Raw genomic sequence first — 24,822 nt, forward strand, 5'->3', positions numbered from 1 at the left:
TCAATCAATAAAAGCGCGCGCAACAGACGCACGATTCCAACTGGGAGACGACCAATATGAATGATACACTTAAACAGCTTAGCACACAGGTGACGAAGGGTCTGATGACGCGCCGCGAATTTGTGTCCCGCGCCGCTGCACTTGGCGTGACCGCAGCTGCTGCCAACGCCATGCTGACAAGCCCCGCCCAAGCTCAAGAAACGCCCAAGCGCGGCGGCAAGATCACAATTGGCTCGTCCGGTGGCGAATCCACAAACACCCAAGATCCGGCACTTGCAGCGTCCGAAGTACCCGTCAACAACCTGTACTGCTGGGGCGAAGTGCTGGTCGAAGTCGACCCGACAGGTCAACTGGCGCCACGCCTTGCCGAAAGCTTTGAAGCGTCCGCTGATGCGACCGTTTGGACCTTCAACATCCGCAAGGGCGTGAAGTTCTCGAATGGCGCTGAAATGACGCCTGATGACGTTCTCAAGACGCTTCAGCGTCACTCTAACGAGGAAAGCCAGTCCGGCGCCCTTGGTATCGTCAAAGGTATCGCCGACATGAAAGTGGACGGCGACAGCGTTGTTCTGACACTTGATGCTCCAAACGCGGACCTGCCCTATCTGATGTCCGACTATCACCTGATCATCCAGCCGAATGGCGGCATGGACGATCCGGCAGCGGCGATCGGCACCGGCCCATACACGCTGGAAGTAAACGAGCCGGGCGTGCGTCACCTGTACAAGCGTCGCGAAGACTACTGGGACGCCGAAAACCGCGGCTTCGCGGACGAAGTGGAAATCCTTGTCCTGAACGATGCCACAGCGCGTACCGCTGCCCTGCAATCTGGCCAGGTTCACGCCATCAACCGCGTTGATCCAAAAGTTGCGGCATTGCTTGACCGTGCGCCGAACCTTGCTGTGCGCAGCTCCTCGGGTCCCGGTCACTATGTTTTCATCGCGCATATTGACACAGCGCCGTTCGACAACCTTGATCTGCGTCTGGCCTTGAAATATGCCATCAACCGCGAGGAAATGGTCGACAAAATTCTGCGCGGCTATGGTTCTGTTGGTAATGACTTCCCGATCAACGCATCTTACCCGCTGTTCGACGAAAGCATCCCGCAGCGCGAGCATTCCATCGAGAAAGCCAAAGAGCATTATGCGAAATCAGGCCACGACGGCAGCCCGATCATCCTGCGCGTTGCCGATGGTGCCTTCCCTGGTGCCGTAGACGCAGCAGCCTTGTTCCAGCAGTCCGCACAAGCCGCGGGCATCCCGCTGGAAATCAAGCGCGAGCCAAACGACGGTTACTGGTCCGAAGTATGGAACGTACAGCCTTTCTGTGCCTCCTACTGGGGCGGTCGTCCTGTACAGGACCAGATGTATTCCACCGCGTATCTCTCCACTGCTGACTGGAACGACACACGTTGGAAGCGTCCTGAATTCGACGCAATGCTGCAAGAAGCAAAAGCAGAGCTTGACCCAGTCAAGCGCAAGGAGATCTACTCCAAGATGGGCCAGATGCTGCGCGAAGAAGGCGGCCTGATCCTGCCGATGTTCAACGACTTCGTGAATGGTGTTTCCAACAATCTGGGGGGCTGGATCGATGATCCATACGGCGAGATGATGGGCAACCAAGCTGCTATCAAGTGCTGGGTGAAGGACGCCTGATGCACCCCGTCGTAAAATTGGTGGCCCAGCGTTTGACGCTGGGCCTCCTGCTGTTGTTCGCTGCGTCCATCCTGATCTTTGCCGGAACGATGATCCTTCCGGGGGACGTGGCGCAACAAATCCTTGGTCAATCCGCAACACCGCAAGCACTTGCGAATTTGCGTGCCGAACTGGGGCTAAACGATCCGCCGGTCGCGCGCTATTTCTCATGGCTCGGGGGCATGCTTCAGGGCGATCTGGGCACCGCACTTACCAATGGTCGTGATATCGCAGAGAGCCTTGGCGGACGCCTGAAAAATACCCTTTTCCTTGCATTCTGGGCCGCGCTGATCTCGGTGCCGCTAGCGATCTTCCTTGGTCTGCTTGCTGTGCGCTACAAAGACCGCTGGCCGGACAAGGTCATTTCGGCTGTGACACTCACAACAATTTCCATCCCTGAATTCATGATCGGCTATGTTCTGATCTATTTCGTTGCCATCCAGTGGGGCTGGTTCCCTTCTGTCGCAATCATCAACGACGGCATGTCGATCCTGCAAAAACTTAACGCGATCGCCATTCCTGTCATGGTGCTGACGCTTGTCGTGCTGGCCCACATGATGCGCATGACCCGCGCTGCCATTCTGAACGTGATGCAGTCCGCCTATATCGAGACAGCCGAGCTTAAAGGCATGGGGATGCTCAAGATCATTCGCAAGCATGCCTTTCCAAATGCCATCGCCCCCATCGTCAATGTCGTCATGCTGAACCTTGCTTACCTTGTTGTGGGCGTCGTCGTCGTTGAGGTGGTCTTTGCTTACCCCGGCATGGGCCAGTATCTGGTGGACCATGTTGCCAAACGTGATGTGCCGGTTGTGCAGGCCTGTGGTCTGATCTTTGCCGCCGTCTACATCGGCCTGAACCTTGTGGCTGACATAGTATCGATCCTTGCGAACCCTAGACTGAGGCATCCCAAATGATCCGTATGCCAATCGCCGCAATGATCGGCCTTTTCTTTACAGTAATGTTTTTCCTGAGCGCCATTTTTGCGCCCTTCATCGCCCCCTATGGCATGGCCGAAGTTGTGGGTGATGTTTGGGAGCCGTCTTCCTCGGAGTTTTTGCTTGGCACAGATAGCATCGGACGTGACCTGCTCACGCGCCTGATTTATGGCGGACAGACAACGATCTTTATCGCTACCGCCGCGACGATCCTCAGTTTCACGCTGGGCTCCGTGCTTGGGTTCTTCGCAGCCGTTTCGGGTGGTTGGATTGACCAGTGCATCAGCCGCTTTGTTGATCTGATCATGTCGATCCCGTCGCTTATCTTTGCGCTGGTGGTCCTGTCGGTTATGCCGACAACCATCACAGTGCTAATCATTTTGATGGGTTTGCTGGACAGCACCCGCGTCTATCGCCTTGCCCGTGCTGTGGCAGTCGACATCACAGTCATGGACTTTGTCGAAGCCGCACGTTTGCGCGGTGAAGGAACCGCCTGGATCATCTTCCGCGAAACCCTGCCGAACGCGCTCTCGCCGCTTGTTGCTGAAATGGGCCTGCGGTTCATCTTTGCGGTGCTGTTCATCTCCACGCTGTCTTTCCTTGGCCTTGGCGTACAGCCGCCGCTGGCCGATTGGGGCGGGATCGTGAAAGAGAATAAAGAAGGCATCAACTACGGCATTCAGGCCGCCTTGTATCCTGCCTATGCCATCGCCGCGCTGTGTATCTCGATCAACCTCGTGGCGGACTGGATTCTCAGCCGGACCACATCGCTGAAAGGGGGCCGCGGATGACCGAGCCACTTCTGAAAGTTCGCGATCTTAAAATCGGGGCAACGATCTATCCCCCCGGTGAAAAATCCCGCGAGATCGAGATCGTGCATGGCGTCGATTTCGATCTGGAGGCAGGCAAAGTGCTTGGCCTGATCGGTGAATCCGGTGCCGGCAAATCAACCATCGGTCTGGCTGCTATGGCGTACGGCCGTGGCGGTGTCGAGCTGACGGGCGGTGAAGTCTGGGTCAACGGACGGGACGTGCTAAAGTCAAAGATGGGCGACAAGCGACGCCTGCGTGGCGCCGAGGTGACGTATGTCTCTCAATCGGCCGCAGCATCGTTCAATCCGGCAAAACGGATCATGGAGCAGGTGACAGAGGCCGCGATCGGCCAAGGCAAGTTTTCCCGCAAAGAAGCAGAAGAACGGGCCGTTGCGCTGTTTGAGAAGCTGGGCCTGCCCGATCCTGAAAACATCGGCTCGCGCTATCCGCACCAAGTGTCGGGTGGGCAATTGCAGCGTTGCATGACAGCGCTTGCGCTATGCCCACAGCCCGATCTGGTGGTGTTTGACGAACCGACAACCGCGCTTGATGTCACCACACAGATTGATGTGCTCGTAGCGATCAAAAATGCGATCCGCGATACAGGTGTCGCGGCGCTTTATATCACGCATGACCTTGCTGTTGTGGCTCAGGTGTCCGACCACATCATGGTGCTGCAACAAGGCGCGATGGTCGAATACGGGACGACCGACCAGATCATCAATAACCCGCGCGAAGACTACACCAAGGCGCTTGTTTCAGTCAGATCCATCAAACATATCGAGAAAGAGCCGACCGACACCCCGATCCTGAAAGTCGAAGGCGTCACTGCCCGCTACAAGGGTACCAACTTTGACGTTCTCAAGAATATCAACGTAGATATCCATCCCGGTCAGACTTTGGCTGTGGTGGGTGAAAGCGGCTCGGGCAAATCCACGCTGGCACGGGTGATTACCGGACTGCTGCCGCCGTCAGCCGGTAAGATCACCTTTGACGGGCGGATTTTGTCACCCGATCTGGCGACCCGCCCCCGCGATGACCTGCGCGAATTGCAAATGATCTACCAGATGGCTGACACAGCAATGAACCCGCGCCAGACGGTCGGCACCATCATTGGCCGACCGCTTGAATTCTATTTTGGTTTAAAGGGCAAAGCCAAGCAGGAACGTATCCAGCAACTGCTGGACGAAATCGAATTAGGTGAAGGTTTTCAGGACCGCTATCCCGCAGAGCTGTCAGGTGGCCAAAAGCAGCGCGTCTGTATTGCACGCGCATTGGCTGCCAAGCCCAAGCTTATCATTTGTGACGAAGTCACCAGCGCGCTTGATCCACTAGTGGCAGACGGCATTCTCAAACTGCTGCTCCGCCTGCAAAAAATCGAGGATGTTGCCTATCTGTTCATCACGCATGATCTGGCGACGGTCAAAGCCATTGCCGATAGCATCGCGGTGATGTTCCAAGGCAAAGTCGTCCGCTACGGCCCGAAATCTCAGGTCCTGTCGCCACCCTTTGACGACTACACCGATCTATTGCTCAGCTCTGTGCCAGAGATGAAGATTGGCTGGCTGGAAGAAACGATCGCCAACCGCAAGATGGAGAGCGCGGGGAACTAGCAAACGATGTATGATCCCAAAGGCAATGGCAGGGATAAGGCAGTGCAATCGGTGCAGTTCACCGAAAGCCTGCCGCCCGAACATCTGCGCGGCCTTGTACACCGCTATATCGAATTGCGCACCGACGGGGCAATAGATCAGGACTATCGCTTTCATGCATTGCCCGATGCCTGCGCCTATGTGGTTTTTGACCAACGCGATCCATCCATCACGGGCGCTTCAAAGCTGCGCGCGACAGCGCAGGAGTTCAACCTTGGTCGGGAGTTTCACTTCGTCAATATCCGGTTTCTGCCCGGTGTTTGGCAAACCAACCGTGCCCCTTTGACCGAAGGGATTATCGACCAAGCCTATTCCGGCTCCCTGCCCCTGCACGCAATAAATCAAAGCCTTCTGGGGGCGGAATTCGAAGCGCAGCAAGACACCCTTACAAAACTGGTTGAGCAACTGGCTGGCGAGGGGGTTATCGCGCCCAATCCGGTCACTGACAGGATATTCCAGAACCTTGACGATATCTCTTCTGTCGCGGATATGGCCTCGGTCTGCGATCTATCTGCGCGGCAACTTCAGCGCGTCCTTAAATCTACCACAGGCTTTACACCGCATGATTTTCTCAAGGTTTTGCGCCTGCAACAATCCCTCAATGGCAACGATACGTGGGACTATGCCGATCAGTCCCATTTCATCCACTCCTTTCGCCGTGCAACCGGCTATACGCCAGGAAAACACGCCCGAAAGTTCGATGTCTGAAATCTACAATACGGGGCTGTAAGCCTGCGGTACTTTTGTCTCATCACATCGAGACAAGGAGTGAAAAGATGACACAGATGAACGCAGTTGGATGGTTTGACATCTACGCAAACGACCTGCCCCGCGCCGTAGCTTTCTATGAGACGGTTCTCGACCTTACGCTGGAAGACATGGGCGATCCCACGGGCGAGACCGAGATGAAGAGCTTTCCCACTGACATGGCAAACTATGGCGCGGGTGGCGCGATCACCAAATCCCCACATGCAAAACCGGGCGTCGGCGGCACAACCATCTACTTCTCCGTTGCCGATTGCGCAGTGAATGAAGGACGGGTGACCAAGGCTGGGGGCCTGATTGTGCGTCCAAAATTCTCGATCGGGGATTTCGGGTGGATCACCCTGTGCATGGACACCGAAGGCAATCTGATCGGCTTCAATTCCATGCAGTGATTGACCACGCGTGCACTGGCCGCTTAGCCGTTGCACGCGCAGCTTTGCTGCGATTAGATGCACGGGTATCCGCAGGAGGAACCCATGGACAAAAAGCTACTACTTATCATTCTTGACGGGGTCCCCTACCGCAACTGGCGGCGTCTTTTTGGCAATCTAGAGGGATGGGTGGACAGCGGCGACGCAAGGGTGTGGAAAATCCGGTCGGTCCTGCCGTCGATCTCTGCCTCATGCTATGCATCAATTCATACCGGTGTTGCGCCAGCGGTCCACGGGTGCACCGGAAACGGCAACGTCTTTCGATTGAAAGAGCCAGATGTTTTCTCCCAGACACGCAAGGCAGGCGGTGTGACTGGCGCTGTCGCACATAGTTTCTGGTCCGAGTTTTTTAACCGCCATCCTTTCGACTATGTCCGCGATATCGAATATGACGAACCCGAAAGCAACACGATCAACCACGGTCGCTTTCACACCATGACCGGCTATGGTTCGGCCAACCAAATGACACCTTCAGATGTGGATCTTTTTGCCTCTCTGACGAACCTGTGCCTGAGGTTTGGTTTGAACTACGGAATGCTGCACACCTGCACGCTCGATAGCATGGGCCATCGGTTTTTCCATGATTGTCAGGAAATGGATCATGCCTGCTTTGTCATGGATGAGATGCTTGCGCCTTTCATCCCGAAATGGCGCGCGGCAGGGTATGAGGTGATGGTCACCGCCGATCACGGACAAGACGCGCGCGGTCATCACGGCGGGCGAGATCCGTTGCAGCAAGAGGCTGCGATCTATTATTTCGGAGACGCCGACGGACCGGATGAAGAGACCGTCATTGACCAGCTCCAGCTTGCCCCGACGATCCTCGGCCGTCTTGGCGCACCTATCCCCGACACCATGAAATCAAAAAGCTTTCTGACCTAACACAGCGCGCGTCAGTAAGGCCAGTTGCCTTCGGCCAACGCATTGACAGCCCCGGCGACGCGATCAAAGAACGCAGCCCCGCGCGCGCTGACATGCCGCGCGCGCAAGCAGCCATGCACCAACCCTGCCTCGTTGAACCACACCGCGCGGCCACCAGCCGTAAGGATCGCATCACGGTAGCTTTCACCATCGCTGGACAGAGGGTCACATTCGGCAGTGACGATCACCGTCGGCGGGAGGTCTGAAAAATTTGTGTCATGCAGCGGTGCATAGCGCGGATCATCTTTCGGCGGCACGGCACCGCCGGTGCGGACCGTCTGATAGAACAGCATATCGCGCGTGGTTAGTTCAGGCGCATCGGCGTGTTCGATATAGCTGCCCTTTGTCGGGTCTCCGCCCAAGCCGGGATAAATCAGCACCTGCCCCGCCACCCGCGCACGCGCATGATGGGTCACAGCAGCGCCAAGATTGCCTCCCGCACTATCCCCTGCGATCAGGACAGGACCAGAGAACGCCTGAGAGATCGCCTCAAACGCTGCGAAAGCATCAGTATAGCAGCCGGGGAACACAACTTCAGGGGCCAAACCATAATCGACCGAGATTACCCGCACTCCTGCCCGCGCGCATAGCTCGGCACAGACATCATCATGGCTATGCAACCCACCGACGACAAAACCGCCGCCGTGATAATAGACCAGTGTCGCCTCGGGGTTGCCGGCCTCATAGCGACGGCATGGAACGCCTGCATAGGGTTCATCCCACGTGCGCACGCCGTCTGGATGGGGGGCATGAAATGCTGCGCACATGTCGTCATAGACGGCGCGTTGCTGGGTGATAGTCAGATCAACCGCATCGGGGGGATAAAATTCCGCCCCCCGTGCAATATATGCGCGCACCTCGTCATCAAGGAGCGCGCTATAGTCAGGCTTGCTCAAGCAGCAGCGTCCCATTGCGTGACGAAGTCACCCAAGACCCCGCCCACTGCCGCAGCATCCGCGCCATTCATCGAGATGACGGCAACAAGGCCACGCTTCTTGTCATCCACCACGTGATCAACACGCGCAGGCACACCTGCTTTTTCCAGAGCAGCGTCAAAGACGCGGGTGATGGCCTTGCGACGCAAGTCAGGCTTGAAAATCTTGCCAACAGCCGTTTTCGGCAGCTCATCCATGATTTCCATATACTTGGGTTGTGCAGCCCGCTCGTGTACCTTCGCCTTACAGAATTCCATCAACTCTTCTGTGGTGACGGACGCGCCAGCGACAAGCTCGACAAAGGCGCTGGGGACTTCACCCGCATGCGCGTCGGGTTGTCCGATCGCACCTGCAAAGGCAACAGCGTCATGGCCAAGCAGCGCCTCTTCGATCTCGGCGGGGTCGATGTTGTGGCCCCCACGGATGATCAGGTCCTTCGCGCGGCCAGTGATCCAGATATAGCCATCCTCGTCCTTGCGGCCCAGATCGCCGGTCCGCAGGTACTTTTCGTCATAGAAGAGATCTTTGTTTTTGTCGGCCTCGGTGTAAGTATTTCCGGCGAACACACCGGGGTTGGAGACGCAAATCTCGCCCACTTCGTCCACGTCTGCATCAACCGGCCCGTCTGGTGTCCCCTTGATAATGCGCACACGGGAGTAAGGGAATTCGACGCCGACTGATCCGACTTTCTTGATGCCGTCTGACGGGTTGCCCGAGACCATAACCGTGGCTTCTGTCAGACCGTAACCTTCGAGGATTTGAACACCGGTGGCTTTCTCGAACCGGCGGAACAGCTCCATCGGCAAAGCAGCGGAGCCACTGAATGTGCTTTTTACCGTGCTGATGTCTGCATCTACAGGACGCTGCATCATCGCTGAAATTGCAGTTGGCACACCAATAATAAAGCTGATCTTCCAACGTTCGACCAGTTTCCAGATATTGTCGAAAACCCCGTCACCGCGATAGCCCTGAGGCGTTGGAAAGACAACATGCGCGCCAGCTGTCACCGCGCCCATGACGATCACATGGCATGCAAAAACATGGAACAAGGGCAGCGGACAAAGGATATTATCCGTTTCGTCCAGCAGGAGCGTTTGACCGATCCAGCCATTGTAGATCATACCGGAGTATTTGTGCTGGGCGACCTTTGGCATGCCCGTGGTGCCGCCCGTGTGGAAATAGCAGGCCACGCGGTCTTCTGCCGGGTCCTCGAATTGCAGCGTTTTCGGCTGCTTTGCCATCTCTTCGTTCAAGTTCTTGTAAGTCGCCTGATTTTGCACGCTGCGCTTTGGACGGATCAGCGGCACGATGACCTTTTTCAGGCCAGTCAGATAGCGGTGCAGGTCAACTTCCAGAACAGTTTTCACATTCGGCGCCAAGGCCACAGCCTCGGCGGTTTTGTCGGCTACATCGGTTTTCGGGAAAGGCCGCAGCGTCACCACAACCTTTGCGTTGGTTTCCCGCAGGATCGCACCGATCTGTTCGGCGTCCAGCAGCGGGTTGATCGGGTTGACGATCCCGGCAACGGCGCCCGCAAGGAACGTGACTGCCGTCTCGCTTGTGTTGGGTAGAACATAGGCCACCACATCGTCCGGCCCTACGCCCAAGGAGCGGAACAAGTTGGCCGCCTGAACAGTTTTGTCGTGAAATTCCTGCCACGTCAGCGTCTCTGCGGGGTCTTTCGGACCCGAAAACAGCTGATAGCTGACGGCGTTACGATTTGGAAATTTGGATGTTGTGTCTGCCAACAGGCTATAGAGCGTCTTGTGGACGTCGCGGTCTTCCCACGCGCTCTCTGCCTCAATGGCATCACGATCAATGATTCCAGTATATCCCATTTTTCTTCCTCCCCTGCGCTGCCACTTTGTGCGGCTTGCGTTTTATAGCTACGGCACGATGACGCCCTTGCCAAAATAATTCAAGCAAAGCGTACCGACCGACGCAGCGTTACAGGCATGCTTGCCCAAACGTCAGCTCTATTCTGGAAATATGGGCATGGTCCGCGCAATGCGGAAGGGCCACACCCTGAACACGCAGTCAGGGTGTGGCAAACTTCTTAAAGCGTAGGGATACGAAGAACCTGACCGGGGTAGATTTTGTCCGGATGCGTCAGCATTGGCTTGTTCGCCTCAAAGATCTTTTCGTAATGCGCGCCGTTACCAAGCGTCTTTTCAGAGATAGCCCAAAGGGTATCGCCTTTTTCGACCGTGTGGAACGTAGGCTCGCCTTCGCCGCCCTGCACGTCATCCTCGACTGCCGACACGCCTTCGACGTTGCCTACGGCCAGAATTACTTTTTCGCGCATCTCTTGGCTGGCCGCTTTACCAGTCACTTTGACTTTGTCGCCTTCGACTTTGATGTCCAGACCCTCTGCGTCCAGACCAAGCTCTTTCAGCTCGTCCTGAAGGGCCGCACCGGATACTTCCGCATCATCTTCGCCGCCAAAAACCTTTTTGCCAGCATCTTTTACAAAGCTCCACAAACCCATTTGAATACTCCCTTAATGGATACATTTACCACAAGACTGTTTCACCTTGCGGTACACATACGCAAGGGGGAATTACTCTGCCGCTATGCCGTCCGTGAATTGCAAACGTGCTAGTCGTGCGTACAGTCCACCCTTGGCCACCAAGGCATCATGCGTGCCTGTGTCCACGATATGCCCATTTTCAAGTACGACAATGCGGTCGGCTTTCTTCACGGTCGCCAGACGATGGGCCACGATCAATGTGGTCCGATCAGCGCTCAGGTCTTCAACAGCCGCCTGAACCGCGCGTTCACTTTCAGCGTCCAAGGCGCTGGTCGCTTCATCCAGCAAAAGAACGGGTGCCGCACGCAGAATAGCACGCGCGATGGCGATCCGCTGTTTCTGACCACCCGACAGCATCACACCGCGTTCACCCAGATAACTGTCATAGCCTTCGGGCAATGCCGCGATAAAGTCGTGCGCCGCCGCAGCGCGGGCGGCGGTTTCAATTTCGGCATCGGTCGCGTCAGGGCGGCCAAAGCGGATATTCTCACGCGCAGAGGCGGCAAATATCACGGGATCTTGCGGCACGAGCGCGATCTCACGACGGAAGGCATCGCGATTGAGGTCGCGCAGATCAATGCCATCAAAGGTAATGCGGCCTGATTGCGGGTCGTAAAAGCGCAGGATCATCTGAATGATCGTGGTCTTACCGGCACCGGATGGACCAACGAATGCCACTGTCTCACCCGGCTTGATCTCAAGCGTGACACCGTCCAGCGCAGCCGTCTCAGGGCGAGCAGGGTAGCGAAAGCTGACATTTTCAAAGCGAATATGCCCTTGCACGGGGACAGGCAAAACTTGCGCAGTTGCCGGATCGTTCACCGGATCTTGCGTTTCCAGCAGGTCCACCAGACGCTCGGTCGCACCGGCAGCGCGCTGAAGCTCTGACCAAATCTCGGACAGAGCCGCCACGGCACCGGCCACCATCACCGCGTAGATGACAAATTGCACCAACGCACCCACGGTCATCACTTCGGCGCGCACATCACGCGCCCCGATCCAAAGAACTCCGACAACGCCAGAGAACACCAGAAAGATCACGATTGTCGTCAAAAATGCACGGGTCCGGATGCGCCGACGCGCGGCGTCAAAGGAGCTTTCGGTCATTTGTGCGAATTGCGCGCGGCTGGCTGCCTCATGGGTGAATGCCTGCACCGTTTGCACAGCACTCAGGCTTTCAGAGGCATTGCCGGACGAGGCCGCAATCCAGTCTTGATTTTCGCGGCTGATAACCCGCAGGCGGCGGCCCAACACCAGTATCGGAATAACCACAGCAGGCACGATCAACAGCACCAACCCCGCCAACTTGGCCGAGGTCAGCAGCATCAGGACCAGCCCGCCAATGAATGTAAGGAAATTGCGCAGGGCAATGGAAATCGACGATCCGATGACGCTGAGGATCAGCGTGGTGTCTGTCGTGATACGGCTCAGCACTTCGCCGGTCATGATTCGCTCGTAAAAGACCGGACTCATGGAAATCACGCGGTCGAAAGTCGCTTTGCGGATGTCGGCCACCACGCGTTCGCCCAACCGTGTCACAAGCGCGTAGCGCAGCGCCGACCCCACAGCGAGCAATCCCGCGATTGCCAATGCAGCAAGGAAATACTGATCAAGCAGGGCTGCCTCACCGGAATTGAAGCTATCCACGACACGCCGCACAGCCAACGGCAGGGTAAGCGAGATCATCGCCGTGGAGACAAGTGCCAACAACGCACCAACCAGCAACAAGCGGTAAGGCCGCATGAACGGCAGCAATGCCCCCAAAGCGCCAATGCGGCGGGACCGCTCACGTTCTTCGGTAGCGGAAGGTGGGGGCGTGGGGCTATCCGCCATGCGCTTTCCTTTATTCTATTTGTGCAAGGCTTATTGGCGCGCGGACACGTCGGGGTCAAGCGCTGCTCTGTCGCAGGTATCAGGGAAAACGGGGGGAATGGAGCGGGCGGAGGGAATCGAACCCTCATCTTCAGTTTGGAAAACTGAGGTCTTAACCATTACACAACGCCCGCAACTGGTGATTGGTTATGACATCAAGGATGAAGCGTCAAGATGTTGAAATGCTGAACTTGCTTCCTGCGGGTGACTAATCCGCGCGGGTAAGGCCCAGTTTTCCCGGAATTGCCGCTGTTGCATCTATTTGTTGGCCCAAGTGCCATCCCAGCACCTGATTGCTCGACAGACATGGCAGACCGCTGCGGAGTTCGACCTGCTCAATCAAATCCAGCGTGCGCAGGTTTGTACAAGACAGAAAAATCCCCTGTATCCCACCCTGCGTGGCCAGATCGCTTGCAGCCTCGATGATAGACGCACCGTCTATACGCACCACATTGGCCTCATTCGCTTCTTCAAAGCTTCCGAAGACCGGCGTTTCGATGCCAGCCTGCGCCAGAGCGGCGCGCAGCCTGTCAGAGACGTCAGCCGTATAGGGCGAAAGCAATCCAAGCCGGTTAATTCCCAGCACGCCGCAAGCCGAAATCAATGCGCTCAGCGGGTCCGTAACATGCGCGGTCTGCGCGCCCGCCCTGATCAGCTTTGCAACTTGTCCCGCGCCGATCTGCGCAGTGGCAGAGGTACAGCCATAGCCGATGGCGGCGTAGCCCAGCGCTTGGGGTAGCAGACTGGCCGCTTGGGTCAGGTGTCCGGACATGGCACGCAGGCTGTCGGGCGTTACGTCTGCCCCGGATGGCACACGGCTCACATACAGATGGGTCGTATCGGGGATCATGCGGCGCAAATCACCTTCTAGCGTTTCATCCGTTTGCAGGACGATCATCCCGAGAGGTGCCGCATCATCCGGCGCACGGGTGTAGCTGTAGCGCGTCATAGCTGCACCATCGTCGCTGGTGCGCGCGGTGACAAAAACCGCGGTGCGCCATCTGTGATAACGATATTCTCTTCATGGACCAGCATCTTGCCCGGCCCCGTTTCAATCCCGGGTTCCAAGGTGATGACCATGCCCGGCTCCAGCACGGTATGGTCCTGCGGAGTTATTGACAGCCCCTCTGTCAATTGCATGCCCAGACCGTGGCCCAGTCTGCCTGCGTCCGAACCGCCCTGCCCGCCGGTCACGATCCGGTCCATCGCGTGAAACAGCTGTGCTGCCGTGGTGCCCGCACGTGCAACATCAGCAGCCTCATCAATCGCATAGATAAGCCGGGCATGTGCCGCAGCGATATGTTCCGTAGGCGGGCCGACGGCAAAATTCCGGTCGTAGTCACAAAAATAGCCGTCATGGACCAGGCCCGTGTCCAGCATCAGCACGTCGCCCGCCGACAACGGCCTATCGGATGCGGGAGAGATCACATCCCCGTATCCCCCCTGCTCAGAGGCACCGGCGAGGTAGGGCACCCAATCGGCACCTTCTTCAAGGCAAAGCCGTTGGAAGTCTCTGAACACCTGTGACAAAGGCACCCCTTCCGCCGCAATTTCCGGCACGCGCGCAAAAGCGCGGGCAGCGATACCGCAAGCGTTTTCGATCTTTGCGATCTCGGCAGAGGATTTGACGCCGCGCAAGCGCGCCATGATTCCCGCGTCCTCACAGGCGTCACCGTGCAGGCCCGCCTGCACCCGTTTCCAGTCACCCAAAGGCATGCGCAGGTGGCTTTCATATCCCATCGGCGTGCCGACCGCGCCCCGCGTGAGGGCATTGAGCGTATTGGTCAGCAGGCTCACCCCGTCGTCCAGCGGATCGGGTGCACGCCATGTGCGGATATCCTCGATCCATGTCTGGGACATCAGCGCAGCGCCAATCGAAGGGATCACCGCCACCGGCTTGCCACTGGCAGGAACGATCAGAAACCATGGCCGAGACGGGCTTTCCCAGAACCGCGTCAGATAGCCCGTGAAATACCGCACATCAGGTTCGGTAGTGAGCAGCAAGGCACCAAGACCGGCTTCTTGCATCAAGGTTTGAGCAGCGTTCAACCTTGTCTCGAATTCGCGCTGCTCAAAACCGCGAGACATCACGCAGCGCCTTCGCTCAGGACACATAGAACGCGTGATTGCGCCGTTATACCCAGCGCCATGCGCTGGTCCTCATCCAATGCAATCAGGCCTGCAATTCCTGCCGCACCGGACGTAGAAGCAGCGAAGCCCGCAACCATGGCAAGGCCAGCCCCCGCTTGCCCCTCGGATTCCGAGATTAGCGAAAAGGCGTCAGCGTCTTCAGCCAGCCCTTTGAGCGCGATAAGGGATGGCATCTTACAATCGAGACGCCCCATGTCTGATACCGGCCCGCTGCTCTCAACCGCTTTGCCCGCCAAAATCGAGCCATGCAGCGCCGGAGCGGCGTCAGGTTCTACGACGATAATCTTTGGCGCGTCGCCCCAAGCTTGCCGCGCAAGGGTGGCACAGGCACAAGCCAGTCCACCAACGCCTGCCTGCAAAAAGATATGCGTGGGCATTTCGGGCAGCTGGCTGATCGCTTCTGCCATTAATACGGTATAGCCCTCCATCAGCCGGTGTGGCCGCGTGGTGTAGCCATGCCATGATCCGTCAGAAAGCAGATCCCAGCCGTTTTCTTCTGCCGCTTTATTTGCCGCCTCAAGACTGTCTTCGTAAGTCTCGCCTCCGCGGACCACCCGCGCGCCTTGCTCTTCCAGCCGCTCGGCAAAGCTTTCAGGTACGGTCTGCGCGATATAGACAACGGACGACGCGCCAAAGGCACTGGCACCTGCCGCCACAGACATACCGTGGTTGCCTGCACTGGCGGTGACATAGGTCCGCGCGGCCACGCTGCCTTCCTGCGCATCGCTGGCGATGACATAGGCCGCGCCTAGCGCCTTGAAGCTGCCAAGCCCCATGCGCCCGCGCTCATCCTTGATCCAGACATCCTGCACACCCGCATGTATCGCGATGGAGGTCGCGCTGTGCAAGGGCGTCTCGGCCGCGACCGGACAGCGCGCAACCAGCGCCTGCGCACGCGGCGCATCCTGTGACGGCAACGGGATATCATCAAGACCGGCAAGCGGCGCGGGGCGGTTTATGAGTAATATTTCCATACCAAATAGCTGACGCCGATGTCCGGCCTTCCGTCAACACAATTCACGTCACATCGAAAGCCGTTAGCGGCGTCTGCGAACAAGTTGCCCGCAGATATGGCGTGCTAGCATTTCGTCAAACAACTGCGCGCCAAGGATAGTCCATGCAAACCCAAACCAGAACCCGCAGCGGCGGCCGCGCCGCAAGACGCGCCCTGCGCAGCACCACTGATAGCAGCATGTTGCCCGGCATACACAATCGTATCCCGACCTGCGAAATCCTCAGCGGTAGCCAGATCGAAAAGATCGATGCAGCCTCAATGGACATTCTGGAAAATGTCGGCGTGATCTTTCGGGATGAAATTGCCTTGGCCGACTGGAAACGCATCGGCGCAAAAGTAGTAGGGGAACGTGTCTATCTTGACCGTGCGCTTGTGCGGGACCTGATATCAACCATCCCCGAGCGTTTCACCTATCATGCGCGTGACCCCCAAAAGAACATCCCCTTTGGCGGCGACCGCGCTCTTTTCGTCCCGATGACAGGCGCGCCTTACCTGCGTGACCTTGACGATGTTCGGCGCAACCCGACGCTGGACGATCTGGCGATGTTTCACAAACTATCCCATATGCTGCCCGCGCTGCACAGTTCCGCACATCATATCGTCGAACCTTATGATCATGCGATCAGCCAGCGCCATCTGCGCATCACCTATTCATCGATGAAGTACTCTGACAAAACCTTCATGGGCATGACCACCAGCCCCAGAAATGCCGAAGACGTGATCGAGATGTGTCGCCTTCTGTTCGGGGCGCAGTTCCTTGATGATCATGCGGTCGTGACTGGCAACTGCAACGGCAATTCTCCTTTGGTCTGGGACGAGACGATGCTGGGCGCGATGCGCGCGTTCAGCCGCGCAAACCAGCCTGTCCTCTGCTCTCCCTTCGTGTTGGGCGGTGCAAACACGCCCGCATCTGTCGCCGCATCCGTTGCGCAACTGAACGCCGAAGCGCTGAGCGCGCTTGCCTACACGCAAGTCATCCGTCGCGGCGCACCGGCGATCTATGGCCATTACCTCAGCACCGTCTCGATGAAGTCAGGCGCGCCGATGGCCGGCACGCCCGAGATATCGCTGATGAATTTCATGATCGGTCAGATGGCGCGGCATTACGGCGTACCTTGGCGCAGCTCCGCCAGTTTGGGCGGGGCCAAAACATTCGACGCGCAAGCGGGCTATGAAAGCGCAACCACCCTGTCTTCGCTCATGCATGCAGGAGCAAACTACATCTGGCATGCAGCAGGCTGGAACGAGGCCGGAATGCATTGTTCGGTTGCGAAGTTCATCGTGGATGCAGAGCAATGCGCCATGGCGCATCGCATGTCATGCGGAGTCAATTTCGATGATTTCGAGGACGCTCTATCAGCGGTTCCTGATGTGGGCCCCGGCGGTCACTATCTGGGTCATGCCCATACCCAAGAGAACTTTCAAAGCGCTTTTTTCATGCCCGAGATGTTCGATAATAATGCAATAGAGCAATGGGTGGCGGAAGGTGCGGTTGAAACGCCAGCCCGCGCCTTGCAGCACGCAAGAAAGCTGTTGAAAGAATATCAAGAGCCTGCGCTAGAGGTCTCTGCCGACGAAGCCCTGCGGGACTACATTGCCAAGCGCGAGCGTGAAATACCGGCGGCAGACGAGCTTAACCAGAGTTACTGATCAGTCACGCGCACAAGGGCTACCCGCAGCGGCCCAAACCTCGATATCGCGCGCCAGATCAGCGACTGATCCGGGGGCAGAGGTTCGGCCTGCGCCGGGGGTAAAGCCGTAGCTGACAAAGGCGCTGGTCCGCACGTGGTCTACAAGATCGGCCATGTCAAATCCGTCATTGGCATCTGGATCACGCAATTGCGCACAGACCTCAGCGCTGGATTTCCCGCGCCATGCCAGCTCCACCGGAGGCAACCGCCAGGCGTCGTCAATTTGAGGGGCTGCGTGCGGTACGGCATTATCTCCAGCGGCCCCGATGTGACAGGCACGACAGGGAATGCTTTCTGCGCCGATGCGGCTTTCGCCAGCGACGATGTTCATGCCGTGCAACCTCGCACCGCCATACCCCAGATCATCCCATGCAGGCCGCCCGCTGGCGCCCACGTGGCAGTTTGTACAGCGTGGATGCGAGGCTACAGCATAGATACGATCCCAAGCCGCCGTTCCAGCGTCCTGCGCCTGTGCAGCGGCCGGAACCGTGAAACAGGCGAATATGAGTGCAAAGCGGTTCATATGAAGTTGACCGTGTTAAAGAAAGGCATCTCCCGCAGGCGTGTACCCGTGGCAGCAAAGATCGCATTGGCCAACGCAGGTGCCGCTGGCGGGACCGGCGGCTCGCCGATGCCGCGAATAGACGGATTGTTTTCCAACGCGCGCACTTCGATCACCGGACACTGATGCATCCGCATCCCTTCGGCCATGTGAAAGTTGTCCTGCTCAGCTTTGCCATCAGAATAGGTAATTTCAGAGTTCATGGCATGGCCAAGCCCCCAAATCACCCCCCCCGCAACAACGTTTTCGAACGTCACCGGATCGACAACTTGGCCAACTTCGGCAGCAAGCCAGACGTTGTCGATGCGGATGCCGTCATCGGTATCCGTCACCTCGACCACTTCAGCAACCGGCACTCCAAACGATGTCACAAGCGCGACGCCGCGCCCCTTCCGCGGGGCCAATGGACTGCCCCAATTGGACATCTCAGCGACTGCTTCAAGCACGCGGCGCGCATCATCGTCATTGACCAGCCGCAGGCGTTCCTCCATCGGGTCCGCGCCCGCGGCATGGATCAGCTCATCCAGAAAGCTTTCTGCGAAAAAACCGGCCGTGGAGGCCCCGACCGAACGCCAAGACGACGTTGGGGCGAGTTCAGGAACTGCGTAAGCACGCACGCGCAGATCAGGCACGCTGTAGCGCATGTTCCACGCCCCTGCTGCGATTTGCGTATCAGGGCCGGGCACTGGTGCGCCAAGGCGATTTGACTGGGAGCGGGCGGCGGATACCGTCGCAATTTCAAGGTCAAGTGCGGTTACCTTGCCACCCGCATGCGCGCCACGTCCGCGCGCCATACCGATCTGGCGATTATAGTCCTGCACAAAGTCTTCTTCGCGGCGGAACGTCAACTTAACCGGAGTGTCTGGCAGTTCTCGTGCCACATCCACCGTCACGTCAATGTTGTCGAATTCCAGCCTGTGACCAAAGCTACCGCCAGCATATTGGTTGTGCAGGTAAATTTGCTCTGGGTCCATATCCAGCTTTTTCGCCACCCGCTGCTGCACAAATCGCGGCAATTGGTGAGAGACCCAGATATCCACGCGATCTGCGCCGACTTTGACGATTGCGCTTAGCGGTTCAAGTGGTTGGTGCGCGACATAGGGCGCGCGGTATTCGGCCTCTACGATAGCCTCGCTTGTATTGGCCAGCGCGCTATCCACGTCCCCGTCATGGCGCCATTCCTTATCCAGACGGTCAGGCGTGAAAGATGCGGCTACTGCTGCCCAATGCGCGTCCTGCTCAGCCGGATATGGCGCCGTATCCCAATCAACTTCGATCTCTTCGAGGGCGCGGAAAGCACGCCATGTGTTGTCAGCGATCACCGCCACGCCGTACGGCAATCCGATAACCTGCGAGACGCCGCGCATAGTTTCGGCGGCAGAGGCGTCAAACCCAAGCATTGGCGCACCTTTGCGCGGGTTCATTCGCACCGAAGCATGCACCATCCCGTCAACCTTGAGATCAATCCCATAGGTCTGGGTGCCGGTGGACTTCGCCAGCACGTCCATCCGCTGCACGTCCTTACCGATCAAACGCCACTGATCAGGTTCACGCAGTGCGACATCGCTTACCGGATCCATCTGAGCGGCACGCGCGGCCAGTGATGTGTATTCCAGCCGCGTGCCGTCAGGCAGGACAACCGCCGCACGCTCTGTCCGCAGCTCGCTTACGTCCAGACCTGTCTCGGCTGCCGCCGCAGCTTTGAGCGTTTCGCGTGCGACCGCACCTGCCTGACGCAATTTGTCAAAGCTGTCTGGAACAGCGGTCGATCCACCTGTAACTTGCGCGCCAATGACCTTCATCACAGCGCCCATCGTGCTGCGCATCGTCTCTGCGGCGAAGCCGGTATCGTTGGAGCGGAACGGCACCGCTTCTGAAGCCAGCGCAGTGTTGTAATATGCCGCAGCCGGCACGCCCGGCGTTGTGGTGATCTGGTCAAGGTCTACGTCAAGCTCTTCGGCTATCAGCATCGCTTGCATTGACGTCGCCCCCTGCCCCAGATCCGTATGCGGTGTGACCAGCGTGATCCCATCCGAGCTGATCTTGACCCACGGGTTAAACACAGCATCCCCGGCGGCAGCGTCCGCTGTCAAAGGGTTCTCGGGATCACGTTTGACCAGATAGGTACCAAAAGCGACGCCACCCAGAATGGCGGCGGAGCCGATCAGAAACGACCGGCGGGCGATTGTTCTAACACGTCCCATTTTCAAGCTCCCTGCAGCTTTGTCGCGGCGGATTTCACCGCAGCACGGATGCGTGGATAGGTCCCGCAACGGCACAAGTTGCCGCTCATGGCCTGATCGATTTGCGCATCGCTTGGTTCCGCGTTGAGATCCAGAAAGCTGGCTGCCTGCATCATCTGGCCGGACTGGCAGTAGCCGCATTGCGCCACCTGATGCTCAACCCACGCCTCTTGCACCGCGTGCAGCGTTTCTGGCGTGCCAAGCCCTTCGATGGTGGTGATATCCCCGTCCACATCGCCCGCCGCCAATTGGCAGGACCGCACGGCGACACCGTCCACATGCACAGTGCACGCGCCACATTGGGCAATCCCGCAACCGTATTTTACACCCGTGATGCCAAGTTCGTCGCGCAGCACCCACAAAAGAGGCATATCCTCTTCTACATCCACCTCGTGAGAGGTTCCGTTCACATTCAGTTTCATCTCTTGTTCCTCCGGGTGTTTTGTTATTTGCGCTGCATCCGCTCGATAACCTTGAGCACGGATCGGCTTGGCAGCAGCGGGATAATCCAGTTGACCAAAAAGCTTAGCGGCGCTTCGTTCACCGTTACAAGTTCCCCCCGGGACATAGCGTCATATCCATGTTTTGCCACGGATGCTGGTGTCTTTCCCCCACTCTTCACAAGGTTTGTACCATGTAAATCGGCCCGGTCGGCAAACCCTGTGCCGACATATCCCGGCGCGAGAACAGTGACCGTCACGCCTTGATCGCGCAGTTCATGATCGAGCGCCTGAGAGAAGCTCTTTACGAAGGCCTTGGTGGCAAAATATACCGCCTGAAGCGGTCCGGGCATGAAACCGGCTGTCGATCCAACGTTCAAAATCCGACCTGCGCCGCGCTTTGCCATGTCGCGGCCAAAGTGGTGGCTCAGAGAAACAAGCGCTTTGACGTTAAGGTCAATCATCCCAAGTTCATCCGCTATGGGGCGATCAATGTGCCGCCCCTGCCCGCCGAAGCCTGCGTTGTTGATCAGGACGTTGATTTGCAGACCCGCCGATGTCACCGCGTCAATCAACGCCTGTGCGCCTTCGGGTGCGCCCAGATCCAGCGCAAACACATGTGCCGTTACGCCGTGCGCCGCCTGCAATTCGGCGGCGAGGGCGTCAAGTTTATCCCTTGAACGCGCCGTCAGTATGACATCGCCCCCTTTGCTAGCGTGATAGCGGGCAAATTCCGCGCCGATCCCGGAGGATGCACCGGTAATGAGGGCAATATTGGACACAATGGGTCTCCGAAAAACTGTTACTGCGGCGGGCAGCAAGAGGGCCACCCAGTCGCGCTGCACGTCTTCGGTACGCTATCCGCTTAGCTCAATCGCCGCCAGTGCTTCGATGCGCATGACGTTGCGGAGCTATCACTGCATTGCGGGCTGACAAGTCGGCGCAGCATGACCCGGTCGTGCAATCCCTTCCCCATGAGACAGGATCGCCGGACGCGCCGTTATAATGGTGTCGGCCAGATGCTCGTATCCATCCGGCCGACCAATTGCTTAGAATTCGACAACCGCACGGATTGATTTGCCCTCGTGCATCAGATCAAAGCCTTCGTTGATTTGGTCCAGCGTCAACTTGTGCGTGATCATCGGGTCGATCTCGATCTTGCCATTCATGTACCAGTCTACAATTTTAGGCACGTCTGTGCGCCCTTTGGCGCCGCCAAAGGCGGTGCCGCGCCAGACGCGTCCTGTGACCAGCTGGAACGGACGGGTGGAAATTTCTGCACCTGCGGGGGCCACGCCAATAATGATGCTTTCGCCCCACCCCTTGTGTGCAGCTTCAAGTGCTTGGCGCATCACCTTGGTGTTGCCGGTCGCGTCAAAAGTATAGTCCGCGCCGCCGCCTGTGAGTTCAACCAGATGTTCGACCATGTCACCGTCGATCTTTGTTGGGTTCACGAAATCGGTCATACCGAAATAGCGGCCGGTTTCTTCTTTGTCGTCGTTCAGATCAACGCCGACGATCTGGTCCGCCCCCGCCAAACGCAGGCCCTGGATGACATTAAGCCCGATGCCTCCAAGACCAAACACCACACAGCGCGCGCCAATTTCAACTTTGGCCGTGTTGATCACTGCGCCGATACCCGTTGTGACGCCGCAGCCAATATAGCAAATTTTGTCAAACGGCGCGTCCTTGCGCACTTTTGCCAGCGCGATTTCTGGCACGACTGTATGATTGGCGAAGGTAGAGCAGCCCATGTAGTGGTGGATTGGCGTGCCATCCAGCATGGAAAAACGCGTGGTTCCGTCAGGCAGTTGCCCGCGCCCTTGGGTGATGCGGATCGCCTGACACAGGTTGGTCTTCCCGCTCAGACAATATTCGCACTCGCGGCATTCAGGCGTGTAAAGCGGGATCACATGATCACCGACTTCCAGCGTGGTCACGCCTTCGCCAACTTCCATAACAACACCCGCGCCCTCATGGCCAAGGATACAGGGAAAGATGCCTTCGGGGTCGTCGCCTGAGCGGGTAAATTCGTCTGTGTGACACAGGCCTGTGGCTTTGATTTCAATCAGAACCTCGCCGCGTTTTGGCCCCTCAAGGTTCACCTCCATGATCTCAAGCGGTTTTCCAGCTTCGACGGCGACGGCAGCACGGGTTTTCATCATGGCGTTTTCTCCTGAATTGGTTTCTTCTGAATGGACCTGTGCGGCCTCCTGATGTCAAGTAGATCAGGGGTGCACTGCCCCCTCAAACTTGGCTGTTTTATGCTGTCCGGCAAAGATTTCGTCCATGGCGTCAGGCAGCGGTGTCGGCGCAAATTCCGGCAGCAAATCACGCAGAGGTTGGCCATCAATACGGTGCGGCGTATTCCAAAGATATCGCATCTCGATGACCTCGCGGATCAACGGGTTAAACAGACCGATGACCCGCAATACCGGCCATGGGACACTGCCCTTTTTCAGCGGCTTACCCACCGCCTCGGCTACCGCCGATTGCAGTTCTGCTCCGGTCAGGCTGTAACCTTCGAAACCAATCTTTGTGAAAGGCGCAAGCGTGTCACGCTTATCAGCCAGTAAAGCCATTGCGCGGGCCATATCGGGCAAATAGGCCCATGCATGCACGACATCCATGCGTCCGGGATAGGTGAATTTGCCTTGCTGGACCTTGTTGGTAATGAAGCTATCGAACCAGTTTCCGGTTTTCGCCGCCTCGATAAAATCGCCCCCGCGCAAAATGATGGTGCGCAAACCTTGCTTTGCCGCATCTTCAAATGCGCGCTCCAACTCTACGCGCAACCGGCCCTTGCGGGTGGTGGGCGCGAGAGCATCTGTTTCGCCTAAGATAGGTCGGGCGTTTTCCCCGAACGTATAGACGTTGCCGGGGACCATGACTGTGGCACCGCTGGACAGTCCTGCCGCTATCACGTTGGCCGTTTGCACGGGCATGAGTTTCGCCCACTGGTGGTAGGGCGGATTGACGGCATGCACGATCACATCCGCCCCCCTGGCTGTACGGATCACAGCGGCACGATCCATCACATCACATGCAACAGACGTCATGCGCAGGTCACTTGAAGCATCACCCTTTCGCGTAGCCGCCCGCACTTCCCATCCTGCATTTGCAAAAGCACGGGCAGCTGCTGCCCCGAAACGGCCATTGGCCCCTAGGATCAAAACAATTCCAGTCATAATGTTCTCCGATTTTCCTGATGTTGACAGGAAGATAATATCAATCCATTTTTGAGCGCATAATTACAAAAATTCAGATCATCGCATCCAAATATGAATACCCCTAATTTGCCATGGCATCTATTGCAGTCTTTCTGCGCAATCAGCGAAGCGGGTTCACTTGCCGCAGCGGCGAAAGCGTCAGAGAGCAGCCAACCCACCCTGAGCCGTCATCTTGCCCAGCTGGAGGCATTGCTTGGAACACGGCTGTTTTTTCGCACCCCCGCAGGATTAACGCTGACACCGGAAGGAGCCGCCGTTCAAACCCACGCAGAAGCAATGGCCGAAGCCGCAGCGCAGGTTTCTTTCACTGGCGCGCAAACCCGCGAAATAGGGGGGACCGTGCGGATCACCGCAAGCCAGATAGCAGCCACGTTCTTGCTGCCCCCCATGCTGGCCCAACTACACGCCGCGCACCCCGCGCTCAGCCTCGAACTGGTCGCTTCTGACTTGACGGACAACCTGCTACGGCGTGAGGCTGATCTGGCGGTGCGCATGTACCGTCCAACACAGAGCGATCTGATCGCCAAAAAGGTGACCGAATTGCCCGTAGGGATTTATGTCGCACGCAGTTATGTCGAACGGCACGGCCTACCGCACGCCCCTGAGGACCTGACCCGACACACGCTTATCGGATATGACCGAAGCACGCTAATTCTGGATGGAATGCGGAAGATGGGCCATACCGTTGACCGCAGCTCCTTTGCGTTTCGCTCCGACGATCAGGTGGTGTGCTGGCGCATGGTAACGGCGGGATTTGGCATCGGCTTCGGGCAGCGCAGCATGGGCGATGCTGATCCTGATTTGATCCCTGTTTTTCCCGAGCTTGACATAGGCGCTATCCCCGTCTGGATCACAGCGCATCAAGAGTTGCGGATGAGCCCGCGGGTGCGGCTATGCTTTGACCATCTGGCCGCGCAATTCGCAGCGCTATAAGCGACCC

At 57.6% G+C, this 24,822-nt stretch carries 22 protein-coding genes and 1 tRNA gene; 9 read left to right on the forward strand and 14 right to left on the reverse strand.

The window, feature by feature from the left end:
* Positions 1-56 precede the first annotated feature (56 nt).
* The 7 genes from K3757_RS13660 (at position 57) to K3757_RS13690 (ending at position 7,174) form a co-directional block, all read left to right on the forward strand.
* A complete protein-coding gene (locus K3757_RS13660; protein WP_259996285.1) occupies positions 57-1,655 on the forward strand; it encodes an ABC transporter substrate-binding protein in 1,599 nt (532 codons plus the stop codon).
* The gene (locus K3757_RS13665; RefSeq protein ID WP_259996287.1) at positions 1,655-2,611 is read left to right on the forward strand and encodes an ABC transporter permease; all 957 of its coding nucleotides are present in this window, start codon (positions 1,655-1,657) and stop codon (positions 2,609-2,611) included. The genes K3757_RS13660 and K3757_RS13665 overlap by 1 nt, the downstream gene beginning before the upstream one ends.
* Positions 2,608-3,423 (forward strand): ABC transporter permease, encoded by an 816-nt coding sequence (locus K3757_RS13670; protein WP_259996289.1) that lies wholly within the window; start codon positions 2,608-2,610, stop codon positions 3,421-3,423. Before K3757_RS13665 ends, K3757_RS13670 begins: the two co-directional genes overlap by 4 nt.
* Positions 3,420-5,057, forward strand: a complete 1,638-nt coding sequence (locus K3757_RS13675; RefSeq protein ID WP_259996290.1) for an ABC transporter ATP-binding protein — start codon at positions 3,420-3,422, stop codon at positions 5,055-5,057. The genes K3757_RS13670 and K3757_RS13675 overlap by 4 nt, the downstream gene beginning before the upstream one ends.
* A gap of 6 nt (positions 5,058-5,063) precedes the next feature.
* The gene (locus K3757_RS13680; RefSeq protein ID WP_259996291.1) at positions 5,064-5,804 is read left to right on the forward strand and encodes an AraC family transcriptional regulator; all 741 of its coding nucleotides are present in this window, start codon (positions 5,064-5,066) and stop codon (positions 5,802-5,804) included.
* Positions 5,805-5,872: 68 nt separating this feature from the next.
* Positions 5,873-6,253: a VOC family protein gene (locus tag K3757_RS13685; RefSeq protein ID WP_259996293.1), complete on the forward strand. Its 381-nt coding sequence runs from the start codon at positions 5,873-5,875 to the stop codon at positions 6,251-6,253.
* Positions 6,254-6,337: 84 nt separating this feature from the next.
* On the forward strand, positions 6,338-7,174 hold the full coding sequence (locus tag K3757_RS13690) for an alkaline phosphatase family protein (RefSeq protein WP_259996295.1): 837 nt from the start codon (positions 6,338-6,340) through the stop codon (positions 7,172-7,174).
* Between the two features lie 11 nt (positions 7,175-7,185).
* On the opposite strand, the gene K3757_RS13695 is transcribed toward K3757_RS13690, so the two are convergent.
* The 8 genes from K3757_RS13695 to K3757_RS13730 form a co-directional block, all read right to left on the reverse strand.
* A complete protein-coding gene (locus K3757_RS13695) occupies positions 7,186-8,109 on the reverse strand; it encodes an alpha/beta hydrolase (protein WP_259996297.1) in 924 nt (307 codons plus the stop codon).
* Positions 8,106-9,986 (reverse strand): acyl-CoA synthetase, encoded by a 1,881-nt coding sequence (locus tag K3757_RS13700; RefSeq protein WP_259996299.1) that lies wholly within the window; start codon positions 9,984-9,986, stop codon positions 8,106-8,108. The genes K3757_RS13695 and K3757_RS13700 overlap by 4 nt, the downstream gene beginning before the upstream one ends.
* Positions 9,987-10,204: 218 nt before the next feature.
* Positions 10,205-10,636, reverse strand: coding sequence for a peptidoglycan-binding protein LysM (lysM, locus tag K3757_RS13705; protein WP_259996301.1), 432 nt, complete (start codon positions 10,634-10,636; stop codon positions 10,205-10,207).
* 72 nt (positions 10,637-10,708) lie between these two features.
* A complete protein-coding gene (locus K3757_RS13710; protein ID WP_259996303.1) occupies positions 10,709-12,511 on the reverse strand; it encodes an ABC transporter transmembrane domain-containing protein in 1,803 nt (600 codons plus the stop codon).
* Positions 12,512-12,609: 98 nt separating this feature from the next.
* Positions 12,610-12,684, reverse strand: a tRNA-Gly gene (locus K3757_RS13715).
* Positions 12,685-12,758: 74 nt separating this feature from the next.
* Positions 12,759-13,499: an aspartate/glutamate racemase family protein gene (locus K3757_RS13720; RefSeq protein WP_259996305.1), complete on the reverse strand. Its 741-nt coding sequence runs from the start codon at positions 13,497-13,499 to the stop codon at positions 12,759-12,761.
* Positions 13,496-14,638: a Xaa-Pro peptidase family protein gene (locus tag K3757_RS13725; protein ID WP_259996306.1), complete on the reverse strand. Its 1,143-nt coding sequence runs from the start codon at positions 14,636-14,638 to the stop codon at positions 13,496-13,498. The genes K3757_RS13720 and K3757_RS13725 overlap by 4 nt, the downstream gene beginning before the upstream one ends.
* Entirely contained in the window at positions 14,638-15,675 is a 1,038-nt protein-coding gene (locus tag K3757_RS13730) for a pyridoxal-phosphate dependent enzyme (protein WP_259996307.1), read from the reverse strand. Before K3757_RS13730 ends, K3757_RS13725 begins: the two co-directional genes overlap by 1 nt.
* 143 nt (positions 15,676-15,818) lie before the next feature.
* On the opposite strand from K3757_RS13730, the gene K3757_RS13735 reads away from it, so the two are divergent.
* Positions 15,819-17,366, forward strand: a complete 1,548-nt coding sequence (locus K3757_RS13735) for a trimethylamine methyltransferase family protein (protein WP_259996308.1) — start codon at positions 15,819-15,821, stop codon at positions 17,364-17,366.
* Here the strand turns inward: K3757_RS13735 and K3757_RS13740 are convergent, their stop codons facing one another.
* The 6 genes from K3757_RS13740 to K3757_RS13765 form a co-directional block, all read right to left on the reverse strand.
* A complete protein-coding gene (locus K3757_RS13740) occupies positions 17,367-17,930 on the reverse strand; it encodes a hypothetical protein (RefSeq protein ID WP_259996309.1) in 564 nt (187 codons plus the stop codon).
* A complete protein-coding gene (locus K3757_RS13745) occupies positions 17,927-20,173 on the reverse strand; it encodes a xanthine dehydrogenase family protein molybdopterin-binding subunit (RefSeq protein ID WP_259996310.1) in 2,247 nt (748 codons plus the stop codon). Before K3757_RS13745 ends, K3757_RS13740 begins: the two co-directional genes overlap by 4 nt.
* A gap of 2 nt (positions 20,174-20,175) precedes the next feature.
* Positions 20,176-20,634, reverse strand: coding sequence for a (2Fe-2S)-binding protein (locus K3757_RS13750; RefSeq protein WP_259996311.1), 459 nt, complete (start codon positions 20,632-20,634; stop codon positions 20,176-20,178).
* A gap of 23 nt (positions 20,635-20,657) precedes the next feature.
* A complete protein-coding gene (locus K3757_RS13755; RefSeq protein WP_259996312.1) occupies positions 20,658-21,434 on the reverse strand; it encodes an SDR family oxidoreductase in 777 nt (258 codons plus the stop codon).
* A gap of 267 nt (positions 21,435-21,701) precedes the next feature.
* Entirely contained in the window at positions 21,702-22,814 is a 1,113-nt protein-coding gene (locus K3757_RS13760; RefSeq protein ID WP_260001282.1) for an S-(hydroxymethyl)glutathione dehydrogenase/class III alcohol dehydrogenase, read from the reverse strand.
* A 66-nt stretch (positions 22,815-22,880) separates the two neighbouring features.
* Positions 22,881-23,840 carry an NAD-dependent epimerase/dehydratase family protein gene (locus tag K3757_RS13765; RefSeq protein WP_259996313.1) on the reverse strand — a complete coding sequence of 320 codons (960 nt, stop codon included), beginning with the start codon at positions 23,838-23,840 and terminating at the stop codon, positions 22,881-22,883.
* Between the two features lie 93 nt (positions 23,841-23,933).
* On the opposite strand from K3757_RS13765, the gene K3757_RS13770 reads away from it, so the two are divergent.
* Complete coding sequence (locus tag K3757_RS13770; protein ID WP_259996314.1) at positions 23,934-24,815, forward strand: LysR family transcriptional regulator; 882 nt, start codon at positions 23,934-23,936, stop codon at positions 24,813-24,815.
* Positions 24,816-24,822: the final 7 nt, after the last annotated feature.

The organism is Sulfitobacter sp. S223, from assembly GCF_025143825.1.
Lineage (GTDB): Bacteria > Pseudomonadota > Alphaproteobacteria > Rhodobacterales > Rhodobacteraceae > Sulfitobacter.

Bases quoted from the DNA above. Each gene is read 5' to 3' on its own strand.
- K3757_RS13660 (WP_259996285.1), top strand. From the start codon at position 57: ATGAATGATACACTTAAACAGCTTAGCACACAGGTGACGAAGGGTCTG.
- K3757_RS13665 (WP_259996287.1), top strand. From the start codon at position 1,655: ATGCACCCCGTCGTAAAATTGGTGGCCCAGCGTTTGACGCTGGGCCTC.
- K3757_RS13670 (WP_259996289.1), top strand. From the start codon at position 2,608: ATGATCCGTATGCCAATCGCCGCAATGATCGGCCTTTTCTTTACAGTA.
- K3757_RS13675 (WP_259996290.1), top strand. From the start codon at position 3,420: ATGACCGAGCCACTTCTGAAAGTTCGCGATCTTAAAATCGGGGCAACG.
- K3757_RS13680 (WP_259996291.1), top strand. From the start codon at position 5,064: ATGTATGATCCCAAAGGCAATGGCAGGGATAAGGCAGTGCAATCGGTG.
- K3757_RS13685 (WP_259996293.1), top strand. From the start codon at position 5,873: ATGACACAGATGAACGCAGTTGGATGGTTTGACATCTACGCAAACGAC.
- K3757_RS13690 (WP_259996295.1), top strand. From the start codon at position 6,338: ATGGACAAAAAGCTACTACTTATCATTCTTGACGGGGTCCCCTACCGC.
- K3757_RS13700 (WP_259996299.1), bottom strand. From the start codon at position 9,986: ATGGGATATACTGGAATCATTGATCGTGATGCCATTGAGGCAGAGAGC.
- lysM (WP_259996301.1), bottom strand. From the start codon at position 10,636: ATGGGTTTGTGGAGCTTTGTAAAAGATGCTGGCAAAAAGGTTTTTGGC.
- K3757_RS13710 (WP_259996303.1), bottom strand. From the start codon at position 12,511: ATGGCGGATAGCCCCACGCCCCCACCTTCCGCTACCGAAGAACGTGAG.
- K3757_RS13720 (WP_259996305.1), bottom strand. From the start codon at position 13,499: ATGACGCGCTACAGCTACACCCGTGCGCCGGATGATGCGGCACCTCTC.
- K3757_RS13725 (WP_259996306.1), bottom strand. From the start codon at position 14,638: ATGTCTCGCGGTTTTGAGCAGCGCGAATTCGAGACAAGGTTGAACGCT.
- K3757_RS13730 (WP_259996307.1), bottom strand. From the start codon at position 15,675: ATGGAAATATTACTCATAAACCGCCCCGCGCCGCTTGCCGGTCTTGAT.
- K3757_RS13735 (WP_259996308.1), top strand. From the start codon at position 15,819: ATGCAAACCCAAACCAGAACCCGCAGCGGCGGCCGCGCCGCAAGACGC.
- K3757_RS13740 (WP_259996309.1), bottom strand. From the start codon at position 17,930: ATGAACCGCTTTGCACTCATATTCGCCTGTTTCACGGTTCCGGCCGCT.
- K3757_RS13745 (WP_259996310.1), bottom strand. From the start codon at position 20,173: ATGGGACGTGTTAGAACAATCGCCCGCCGGTCGTTTCTGATCGGCTCC.
- K3757_RS13750 (WP_259996311.1), bottom strand. From the start codon at position 20,634: ATGAAACTGAATGTGAACGGAACCTCTCACGAGGTGGATGTAGAAGAG.
- K3757_RS13760 (WP_260001282.1), bottom strand. From the start codon at position 22,814: ATGAAAACCCGTGCTGCCGTCGCCGTCGAAGCTGGAAAACCGCTTGAG.
- K3757_RS13765 (WP_259996313.1), bottom strand. From the start codon at position 23,840: ATGACTGGAATTGTTTTGATCCTAGGGGCCAATGGCCGTTTCGGGGCA.
- K3757_RS13770 (WP_259996314.1), top strand. From the start codon at position 23,934: ATGAATACCCCTAATTTGCCATGGCATCTATTGCAGTCTTTCTGCGCA.